Source organism: Vibrio splendidus 12E03, from assembly GCF_000272105.2.
GTDB lineage: Bacteria > Pseudomonadota > Gammaproteobacteria > Enterobacterales > Vibrionaceae > Vibrio > Vibrio splendidus_I.
In genome coordinates this window covers 1-10,540 of record NZ_AJZD02000348.1, presented here as the reverse complement: position 1 = coordinate 10,540, position 10,540 = coordinate 1, and the positions used below count along the sequence as shown (strand labels likewise).

The following is a 10,540-nucleotide window of genomic DNA, read 5'->3' as shown; positions in this document are numbered from 1 at the left end:
CAGGCGATAGCCGACCCCATAGAAACGTCGGTTAACGGCGTAGAAGATATGATCTACATGTCTTCTAAAAGCGCTAACGATGGTTCATACAACCTTAACGTGACCTTTGATGTTGGTACTGATCCAGATATGGCTCAGGTCAACGTTCAGAACCGAGTTGCTCAGATCGAATCGAAGCTTCCACAAGAAGTAAGAATGGTGGGTGTAACGGTTAAGAAGCGTTCTCCAGACCTGTTGATGGTATTGAACTTCTATTCGCCAAACGGTGAGTACAACGACCAATTCCTGATCAACTACGTGAACTTGAACATTAAAGATCAGCTGGCTCGTGTGAAGGGCATCAGTGAAGTTAACGTATTGGGTGGTGGTGAATACGCGATGCGTGTTTGGTTAGACCCTGAGAAAATGGCTAACCTCAATATAACCACCTCTGACGTGAATCGCGCCTTGGCTGAACAGAACGTTCAGGTAGCGGCTGGCCGTATTGGTGCAGCACCTTACGACAACGCACAAGAAGTGCAGTTCAACTTGGTAACCAAAGGCCGACTAGAAACGGCTGATGAGTTTGAAAATGTTGTGCTTCGCGCTAGCCAAGATGGTTCAACGGTTTACTTAAAAGACATCGCACGTGTTGAGCTAGGTAAAAAGTTCTACGACGGCAATGGTAAATACCGTGGTCAAGACGCTTCAATCGTAACGCTGTCACTTCAATCAGACGCTAACGCGCTGGAAAGTGGTAAAGCGGTAATGGCGATGCTGGACAATCTAAGCAAAAACTTCCCTGAAGGCGTTGCTTATGAGGCGAGCTATGACACTACACTCTTCGTTGCTGAGTCGATTAAAGGCGTAGTCAAAACACTTATCGAAGCAATTTTGCTGGTTATCGCGGTAACGTATCTGTTCTTAGGTAGTGCGCGTGCGACCTTGATTCCGGTGGTTGCGATTCCGGTATCTTTGATTGGTACGTTTGCCATCATGCAGATGACAGGCTTTACCATCAACACGGTAACCCTGTTTGGTTTGATATTGGCGATTGGTATCGTAGTAGATGATGCGATCTTGGTTATCGAGAACGTTGATACCACGATGGCTAAAGACCCAACCATTTCACCGCGTAAAGCAACACTGATTGCGATGAAAGAAGTAACGGGTCCGATCATTACTTCTACATTGGTTCTGTTAGCAGTATTCATTCCGGTAGCGATGCTGCCAGGTATCACCGGTATAATGTATCGTCAGTTCGCTCTGACTATCTGTATTGCGGTTGTTATCTCTTCTATTAACGCTCTAACGCTGTCACCAGCATTGTGTTCATTGGTTCTTAAACAGGGCGGTGGTAACACAGCACGTTGGTACCAAGCGTTTAACCGTGGTCTTGAATCCGTAACCAACAAATACGGTCAAATTGCAGGCTTCCTTGTGAAAAAGGGTGTTCTACTGTTTACCTTCTTTGTTGTGGCGCTAGCGGCGGTAACTTACTTCGCGAAAACTACGTCTACGGCATTTGTACCTCAAGAAGATAAAGGCATCTTGCTGGTTAACGTGCAGCTTCCTGACGCGGCATCACTGTCTCGTACAGAAGATGTGACTGAGCAATTGCTAGAGATGGTTGAGCAAGAGCCGGGTGTTGATGGTGTAACACTGGTTAATGGCTATGCATTCATGACGGGCGCTTCTGCTTCGAATGGTGCCTCGTTATTTATCAAACTGCATGATTGGGATATGCGTAACGCACTGGACGGTCAACATTCAGCGCAAGCTATCTCACAACGTATTAACGGTCGAGCAGCAACAGAATTGCCTCAAGCGATTGTATTTGCAATGGGACCTCCAGCAGTACCGGGTATGGGTGCAGCTTCTGGTTTTGAGTTCGTTCTTGAAGATACATTAGGTCGTAGCCGAACTGATCTAGCGATGGTGATGAATGACGTGATTGCAGAGGCCGCTAAACAGCCCGAGATTTCACATACATTCAGTACCTTCCGTGCCAATGTACCGCACTACTATGTCGACATTGACCGTGAGAAAGCGCAGCAACTTGGTATTCCGTTGTCGGAAATCTTCCAAACACTACAAGGTAACCTAGGTTCTCTGTACGTGAATGATTTCACCATGTTTGGTAAGAACTTCCGCGTAACCATGCAAGCTGACAGTGAACACCGTAGCAGCATGGATGACCTACAACGATTCCACGTTCGTTCGTCTAATGGCGAGATGATCCCGTTAAGCACATTGGTGACTTACGACCAGATCTTTGAACCAGATGTAGCATGGCGTTACAACATGTACCGCAGTGCGGTGATTCAAGGTCAACCTGCAGAAGGTTACTCAAGTGGTGATGCGATTGCGGCAATGGAACGCGTAGCTGCAGAAGTATTGCCTCAGGGTTATCAGTACGAATGGACAGGCATGGCTTACCAAGAAGTACTAGCAGGTAACCAAGCGATCTTTGCTTTCGCACTGGCTCTGATCTTCATCTACCTGTTTATGGTAGCTCAATACGAGAGTTGGACAATACCGATTGCGATTATCTTAGTAGTACCGGTCGCAACCTTAGGCTCCTTCTTAGCGTTGAATCTAACGGGCACACCGCTGAACCTTTATGCACAAATAGGTTTGGTTCTCTTGATAGCCTTGGCCGCGAAGAACGCAATCTTGATTGTGGAATTCGCAAAGGTTGAACGTGAAGAGAAAGACGCACCGATTGAAGATGCGGCGGTGAAGGGCGGTACTTTACGTTTCCGTGCTGTGAACATGACGTCTTGGTCGTTCATCTTAGGTATCTTCCCGCTTATCTTTGCTGCGGGCGCAGGTCACGTGAGTCAGAACTCTTTGGGTATTTCACTGATCGGCGGCCTGTTATGTGTATTACTGGCGGGTACGTTCCTAATCCCTGGCTTCTACGCATTCGTGCAACGTAAGCGTGAGAAAGCACACGGTGGTAATACCAAGCTGGTTCCGCTTGATGACGAATAGGGGATTGAGTGTCTTGTAAGATTCGTCTCTTACAAGACCAACCCTTGGGAAATTAATTCCTTGTAAAAACTGAGGCTTAGCATTGCGCTAAGCCTTTTTTATTCCACTGATGAATAAAAACGCCTTTTATATAAACAAATGTTTGTTATGTGATAGAGCTAACACTCTAATTTGGGTTTTGTAATAAAATGATGTTTTATTGGTAAGTGCTTGTTTAATATGATTTTAACAAGGTTCAGCTAACGGTTGTATGCTCGAAAACATTTGCACAATAGTGTGAAGTGTTTCAAAATTACGAAGTTATATTGAAATTTTTTGTGCATTGAGGTTCTTATGAAAGTCATTGATTTATTTAAACACCGAGGCGATAGCATGTCTTCGCAACACTCAGAGTTTATGCAATGGATGTCTCCAGCTCTTAGAGATTACTGGGGCGACTTTCTTAATCGTACGCAAAATAGTCATTTCTTTGCGTGGGTTCGTGATCACCACAAACCCGCTGTCAATGAAGATGCACCAGAGATGCCGGTTGAACAGCCGATCTTACTTAAGCCAGAAGCACAACTTGTGTTTGATGAGCTCAATCAACAGATCGGTGAAGTCATCCATACTGGCGACTGGATCAATGTAAGTCAAGACCGTATTAACCAGTTCGGCCTTGTTACTGAAGATATGCAGTGGATCCACACTGAGCCTGAAAAAGCGGAAACAGACTCTCCGTTCAAAACAACCATCGCACATGGTTTTTTAACTTTATCTCTGCTTCCTCGATTGACTGACAGTGTTGACCCTGACAAGTCTCAATTCCCAACAGCGAAGATGGTCGTAAACATTGGTCTTAACCAAGTACGTTTCCCATACCCTGTTAAATCGGGCAGTAACGTTCGTGCTAAGAGTACGCTAACAAAAGTAACGCCAATCAAGAAAGGCCTAGAGATTGAACGCGAAATTCGCGTAGAAATCGAAGGTATTCGTCGTCCTGGCGCTGTGATCGTTTCCGTGATTCAACTTCACTTCTAAACGAACTCTATAGATTCCAAAAAAAAGAGAGAGCTTAATGCTCTCTCTTTTTTTTCATAAGATAAAACTCACTCACTTATTTAATGCGAGTGTAGCCGTACTCTTCGATAAGGTCTTGCCCTTGCTTTGACTTCACGAACTTGATGAAGTCTTTGCTCTCGTCAGAAACTGAGTCTGTCTTATGCAGCAACAAGAATGGGCGAGCCAATTCATAGCTGTGGTTAGCAATGTTCTTAGATGTTGGCTCTACGCCTTCAAATGTAATTGCTTTAATCGAACGGTCGATCGAACCGACAGAGATAAAACCAATCGCGTGCGGGTTATGGTTAACAATCGTTTTAACCATGCTGTTGCTGTTTACAACCAAGTTATTTGGGTTGATGTCAGACACTAGACGGTCATTAATGATTTTCGTTAAACCAAGCAAGCTTTCGAAGCTGTAGCGGGAACCAGAAGACGCTTCGCGAGTGACAACTGCGATAGGCTGATCTGCGCCACCCACAGCTTTCCAGTTCGTGATTTTGCCTTTGTAGATATCGAACAGCTGCTCACGTGTAACGTTGCTTACAGCGTTTGAGCGGTTAGTTACGACAGCTAGGCCGTCAAAGGCAATTGGAAATACCTTCAACTTCTCGTCTTGTTCGCGGTCGGTTAAATAACGCGAGCTCATACCGATGTCAGAGACACCTTTATTAACCATGGTAATACCTGCTGTAGAACCAATGCCCTGAACCGCAATATAGTTATCAGGGTGAGTCTTGTTGTACTCCTCAGCTAATACATCCATCACTCGTGATACTGAAGTGGAGCCCGAAATGGTGGTTTCTTGTGCAAAAGCAGCATGAGAAGACAGGGCTAAGGATAAAAGAGAGGCAAGCGCGACTCGTAACATAAACAACTCCTAGTTAATAACATTTGCCGCATATGATAGGTCGGTTATATGACACTTTTGTGAAATTCTATACGCTCGATGTATAACTGTTAGCTTGTTGAGTGAGAGCTTTCTGGGTTTTCGAAAGCAGGATTCGTTTCTGGGAGCAGGGCGGGTATTTTGTTTGCGCTTGTTCGCTAAAATGTTTGTTGAGTCCTAAGCTAAGTAGAGGAATTCACTACTTAGAAGTTTCTATGAAGTTACAAGGGGTGTTATGTCCGTCATTCATATCGAACTGAATCGTCTTTTAATTGGGGCTGAGAGGCTCTGTACATCTCGAAATCGCAGTTTACCTGTCGAGCTAGGCAAATCCCTATATGAAGAGTGTGAGGGTGGTGTGCTGTTTTCTCAGGCGCATTATCTGCTCGACTCATCTCATAGCGATTATACAAACGAGATCGCCTGTGTAACTTTTGATGAGTCGTTATCTTGTTGGTTAGTGATGGTGCCACTTGAAGGGGATGTCGAAACCGACTCTGTGAATTGGGGACCTTATCCGTACCTGCCTAAATCGAAGGATCTTGATGCTATTTTGGCGGAAATAGAAAAAGACCCTAAATCGTACTTCTGGTCATAGTCTCTCTGTTTTCACGTTTGCTGGTGGCCTGTTATCAAAGCTAAACCCCTGAACCCCAAAGCTGAATCAATGAGTTTCAAAACTCAACCACTGAATCCAAAAAAACAAATGATCTCATCTCACATCCAAGTGGCTTAATATTGAAGCCACTTGGTTTACACCAGTTCCCAACTAAGACGTTCACGTCAATCTATTGCTTTGTTTGTTTAAACTTGCGGCTTTACACTTTGCAGTTGTGCTTGTGCCACTAACGATCGGAAGTCTTTTGGTGTTTTGCCGTGATATGTTTTAAAGGCCGTGCTGAAGTGAGCGGCACTTTTAAAGCCTGACTCATACGCGATTTGAGTGATCGACTTATCCGATGTTCTTAGCTGAGTGGCCGCATGAGCAATACGTTTTATCTTTAATAAGTTTGAGAACGACAGATCTTCAGCCGATAAGCGACGTTTAAGCGTAGCCGGTGACATTCCCATGTAACTGGCGAGCGTATCCAAAGAGATATTGTTTTCAATGTTTTGCTCGATGTAATGAATGACTCTTTGGGTCACGGTTAACCTTGAAGCTCGAGCAATAATAGCCAATAGAGCAGGGTACTGTTCCACCATCAAAGACAGCAAACTTAAACCTAATTGAGTGAGTGCGTAGTCATTCTGAGAAGAAGAGTTGGCGAGTGACATGATGAGATCTTTCAACTGACAGAGCTCAGTATCTGTTTGATTGAACTTAATGTACTTGTCTGGGATTCGAGCGGATTCTAAATCGCTGAACTGATTAATGAACTTCTGAAAGATAGCCAAATCAAAATCTAAGCAAGTTGCGCTGAATTCGCCATTTTCAGTGTTAACCGTGATGTCTTTAATCTGACCAGAATTGTAAAGGGTGAAATCTCCGGCTTGCAACGAGGCTTGAGTACCATTGGGTAACACAAAAGAAATGCTGCCTTTCGATACCATAAAGATACCGTTTTTAGAGGCAGGATAACGTTCTCGTCTCCTGGGAATGAAGTTTCTGAACTGAGTAACTGTGATTGATGACATAGTGAGCTTCTTTGACGTTGTAAATTGATTGCTTATTGATTGTTTTTTTTTAAGTATTGTTTAAGCATGAGACATTTACAAAAAAGGCGCTAATAATTAGCGCCTTTAGAAGTGAACCTTGAAGCTTTTGACCTTGAAAGCTTTGACCTTGAAAGATCTAAACCTTGCAAGTCCTAACCTTGAAAGCCGTAACCGTTAAAGCTCTTAAGCTTCGGTTTCGTTTGTCGTTTCAGGCTCGCTAGGCAAGTCCGCAAATACTCGAGTAGGTTTTGCTACTAAGTTACGGTTTTCCTGATTAACTTCTGAGAGAACTACTTCTAAAACGTCTCCCAGTTTGTATACCATTTCTTTATCGATAGATACAGTACCCATATCACCGTTGCACTCTATTCTTTCTTTATTATTAAGAATGAGAGATCCAGGGATAAATGCAGCAGCACCATTTTCAAGTAAACGTACACGCATACCTGCACGGTTAATATCGAAAATCTCAGCTTGGAAACGAGTTTCTTCTGCTGGAGCATTGGCTAGAGTGCGAGCATACAACCAATCGCCAACATTACGCTCAGCCATGCCGTGGTGACGGCGGTGCAGGGCAAGTTCATCACCGATAGTTTCATCTGGTGTTTGAATCGGCGCTTTACCTAGGATGTGTGCTTTCAGCATACGGTGGTTAATCATGTCGCCGTATTTACGGATTGGAGAAGTCCAAGTTGCGTAAATATCTAAACCCATCGCGTAGTGCGGAGCAGGCTCATTGCTGATCTCGCTGTACGCTTGGAATTTACGAATACGGTTGTCGTAGTAGCTATTGTCTAAAGAGCCTAACCAACGACGTAGAGTAGCAAAACCTTCTAGAGAAACGATTTGCTCTTCAGTGAACGGTGTTTCCGCTTGCGGGTTTACCAGTTCAAGAACGTCAGAGACTTTCTCAGCCTTGAAGCCAGAGTGGCAGTTAAACACACCTTGGTTGAAGCTTTCTTTTAGTACTCGGCCCGCACAGATGTTCGCGCTGATCATTGATTCTTCAACCAGCTTGTTTGCGCTACGACGCATGTCAGCGTGGATAGCGACAACATCGTTATCTTCGCTCAGTTCAAAACGGTAGTCAGGGCGATCTGGGAACACAACAGCATTTGCTGAGCGCCATGCTGAACGCGCTTGAGCAAATTGGTGAAGATCAGAAACAATTGCAGCAATCTCTTCTGATGGTTGCCATTTCTCTGATGTACCTGTCTCTAGCCAGTCTGATACGTTGTCGTAAGCAAGACGAGCATGAGATTTGATGTTTGCAGCGAAGAAGTTAATGTCATCACCGATAACGCCATCTTTAGATACCGTTACTGTACAGCAAAGTGCAGGACGAACTTCGTTCTCGATCAGTGAACATAGGTTGTCAGCAAGATCACGAGGCAACATTGGGATGTTGCGACCAGGAAGGTAGATAGTGAAGCCGCGCTCGCGAGCCACTTTATCCATCGCATCATCTGGAGAGATGTAAGCGGTAGGATCTGCAATCGCGATAGTCAGTTCAAAATCACCGTTCTCTTTCTTCTTCGCGTAAAGCGCATCATCCATATCTTTTGTGCTTTCACCATCAATGGTCACAAAAGGGACGTGTGTCATGTCGATACGTTCAAGATCGGCGTCGTCATTGATCTTCCAATCATCGATACCTTCAGGTTCGCTGTTAGGTAGGTCGTTTTGTGCCAGCGTTACCCACCAAGGTGCGATCTTGTCATCAGCATCTGTGATTTTCTCAGAGATCTGAGCCAAGAAGCCATTATCACCTTTTAATGGGTGTTGAACGATATGAGCAACAACCCAGTCACCTTCTTTAAGCGTTTCAGGGTTTAGCCCCTTCATTGCTTTCGCTTTAAGTTGCAGTTTTTTGAGCTGCGGGTGATCAGGAACAACGTTCAATCGGCCTTTGAAAAGCTTAACTCGCGCAATAAAGCGAGTAAGACCTTGTTCTACTAATTCCTCAGGCTCTGCTACTTCGCGCTCTTTCTCTGTGCGAATGATGGCAATCACCTTGTCACCGTGCACACATTTCTTCATGTATGGAGGTGGGATAAAGAAGCTTGTTTTGCTATCAACTTCGAGAAAACCAAAACCTTTTTCGGTGGCTTTGATAGTACCTTCCTTTTTAGGGAGGGTTTCTTGGATTTGCTGCTTGAGCTGAGCGAGTAGAGGATTATCTTGAAACATTTGACTTTTATCTAACGAGAACAATTGAGCACACTATAATCATTGCGTGGCCCGATTACTACTTAAAGCCGAAGAGAGCGTAAATTAATTGCCCTCTTATTTAACTCTATCAATTTGGTCGAACTCTATCGCCCTGACGAGATATTCATCAAGTTTTGACGATATGATAGCCAGTATTGATAGAAAACCGAAAAATATGTGATGTATTTCAATTTTTTCTGGCTTTTTTTATGCATTTAGGGAATAATCCGCCTCCCTTAGACGTCCCTAATGGCTTGAAGTGTTTTATTACTGCTTCGTAACTCTGAATGGAATCAGTATCTGATTGGATCAGTATTGGAATTGATAGAGCTCCCGGGACCTTTTGTTTACTTATATATAGTGGGATCCCAATGTCCGAATCTGTAATTCAATTTAATGAATTAGCCCTAAACGATAACATTCTTTCAGCTCTTGATAGCATGGGTTTCGTTTCTCCGACTCCAATCCAAGCAGCAGCTATTCCTCTTCTTCTTGAAGGCCGTGACGCACTAGGTAAAGCACAGACTGGTACTGGTAAAACAGCAGCATTCTCTCTGCCTTTACTTAACAAAATCAACCTGAACCAACACAAACCACAAGCAATCATCATGGCTCCTACTCGTGAGCTAGCGATTCAAGTTGCTGCGGAAATCAAAAACCTTGGCCGTGATATCAAAGGTCTTAAAGTTATTGAAATCTACGGTGGTGCTTCAATTGTTGACCAAATGCGTGCTCTAAGCCGCGGTGCTCACATTGTTGTTGGTACTCCAGGTCGTGTTAAAGACTTACTAACTCGTGACCGTCTACACCTAGATGAAGCACACACATTTGTTCTTGATGAAGCAGATGAAATGCTGAAAATGGGCTTCGTAGATGACGTTACTTGGATCCTAGAGCAAGCTCCAGAATCTGCACAACGTGTACTTTTCTCTGCAACTATGCCTCCAATGGTTAAGACTATTGTTGACCGTTACCTACGTAACCCGGCTAAAGTTGACGTTGCTGGTACTAACCACACAGTTGATAAAGTAGCGCAGAACTTCTGGGTTGTTAAAGGCGTAGAAAAAGACGAAGCAATGTCTCGTCTTCTAGAAACTGAAGAAACTGACGCGTCAATTGTATTCGTACGTACTCGTCAAGACACTGAGCGTCTAGCTGATTGGCTATCTGCACGTGGCTTCAAAGCTGCTGCACTGCACGGTGATATTCCTCAGTCTCTACGTGAGCGTACTGTTGATCACATCAAACAAGGTGTTATCGACATCCTAGTTGCAACTGACGTTGTAGCTCGTGGTCTTGATGTTCCACGTATCACTCACGTATTCAACTACGACATCCCATTCGATGTTGAATCTTACATCCACCGTATTGGTCGTACTGGCCGTGCTGGACGTAAAGGTAAAGCGATCCTACTAGTTCGCACTAACCAAATTCGTATGCTTCGCACAATCGAGCGCGTAACTAAGTCTCAAATGGAAGAAATCCAACTTCCTCTACGTGACCAAGTTGCTGCTGCACGTGTTGCTAAGCTTGGCGCTGAACTTGAAACTGAGAAAGAAAGCAAAGCACTAGAAAACTTTGCAGGTCTTATCTCTACTCTTCAAGAGTCTCTAGAAGTTGATGCTGCTACTCTAGCTGCAATGCTTCTTAAGCGTCAGCAAGGTAAGAGCCCACTATTCTACGTTGGCGAAGACCCAATGATCGCTGCTATTGAGCGTGATAAGAACCGTCGCAAAGAGCGTCGTGAAGATCGTGACAACGGCCGGG

Annotated in this window: 7 protein-coding genes; 4 read left to right on the top strand and 3 right to left on the bottom strand. The window is 44.3% G+C overall.

The window, feature by feature from the left end; all coding sequences use genetic code 11:
- Both A142_RS22840 and A142_RS22835 read left to right on the top strand, forming a co-directional pair.
- Positions 1-2,976: efflux RND transporter permease subunit (locus tag A142_RS22840; protein WP_019826413.1), on the top strand; the 2,976-nt coding region annotated here is incomplete at its 5' end.
- A gap of 333 nt (positions 2,977-3,309) precedes the next feature.
- Positions 3,310-3,996: a MaoC family dehydratase gene (locus tag A142_RS22835; protein ID WP_029405728.1), complete on the top strand. Its 687-nt coding sequence runs from the start codon at positions 3,310-3,312 to the stop codon at positions 3,994-3,996.
- A 76-nt stretch (positions 3,997-4,072) separates the two neighbouring features.
- Here A142_RS22835 and A142_RS22830 read toward each other — a convergent pair whose 3' ends face one another.
- Positions 4,073-4,888: a phosphate ABC transporter substrate-binding protein gene (locus tag A142_RS22830; RefSeq protein ID WP_019826410.1), complete on the bottom strand. Its 816-nt coding sequence runs from the start codon at positions 4,886-4,888 to the stop codon at positions 4,073-4,075.
- Positions 4,889-5,141: 253 nt separating this feature from the next.
- Here A142_RS22830 and A142_RS22825 point away from each other — a divergent pair, with 253 nt between their 5' ends.
- Positions 5,142-5,504 (top strand): DUF3024 domain-containing protein, encoded by a 363-nt coding sequence (locus tag A142_RS22825; RefSeq protein WP_019826408.1) that lies wholly within the window; start codon positions 5,142-5,144, stop codon positions 5,502-5,504.
- A 206-nt stretch (positions 5,505-5,710) separates the two neighbouring features.
- Here A142_RS22825 and A142_RS22820 read toward each other — a convergent pair whose 3' ends face one another.
- On the bottom strand, positions 5,711-6,541 hold the full coding sequence (locus A142_RS22820) for a helix-turn-helix domain-containing protein (protein WP_019826406.1): 831 nt from the start codon (positions 6,539-6,541) through the stop codon (positions 5,711-5,713).
- Between the two features lie 204 nt (positions 6,542-6,745).
- A complete protein-coding gene (gene rnb / locus A142_RS22815; RefSeq protein WP_019826403.1) occupies positions 6,746-8,752 on the bottom strand; it encodes an exoribonuclease II in 2,007 nt (668 codons plus the stop codon).
- 308 nt (positions 8,753-9,060) lie between these two features.
- Between rnb and A142_RS22810 the strand changes: the two genes are divergently transcribed.
- A partial coding sequence (locus A142_RS22810) for a DEAD/DEAH box helicase (RefSeq protein WP_081324737.1) occupies positions 9,061-10,540 on the top strand: 1,480 nt, incomplete at its 3' end.

Coding starts and splice junctions, on each gene's coding strand:
- A142_RS22830 (WP_019826410.1), bottom strand. CDS start 4,888: ATGTTACGAGTCGCGCTTGCCTCTCTTTTATCCTTAGCCCTGTCTTCT.
- A142_RS22820 (WP_019826406.1), bottom strand. CDS start 6,541: ATGTCATCAATCACAGTTACTCAGTTCAGAAACTTCATTCCCAGGAGA.
- rnb (WP_019826403.1), bottom strand. CDS start 8,752: ATGTTTCAAGATAATCCTCTACTCGCTCAGCTCAAGCAGCAAATCCAA.
- A142_RS22825 (WP_019826408.1), top strand. CDS start 5,142: ATGTCCGTCATTCATATCGAACTGAATCGTCTTTTAATTGGGGCTGAG.
- A142_RS22835 (WP_029405728.1), top strand. CDS start 3,310: ATGAAAGTCATTGATTTATTTAAACACCGAGGCGATAGCATGTCTTCG.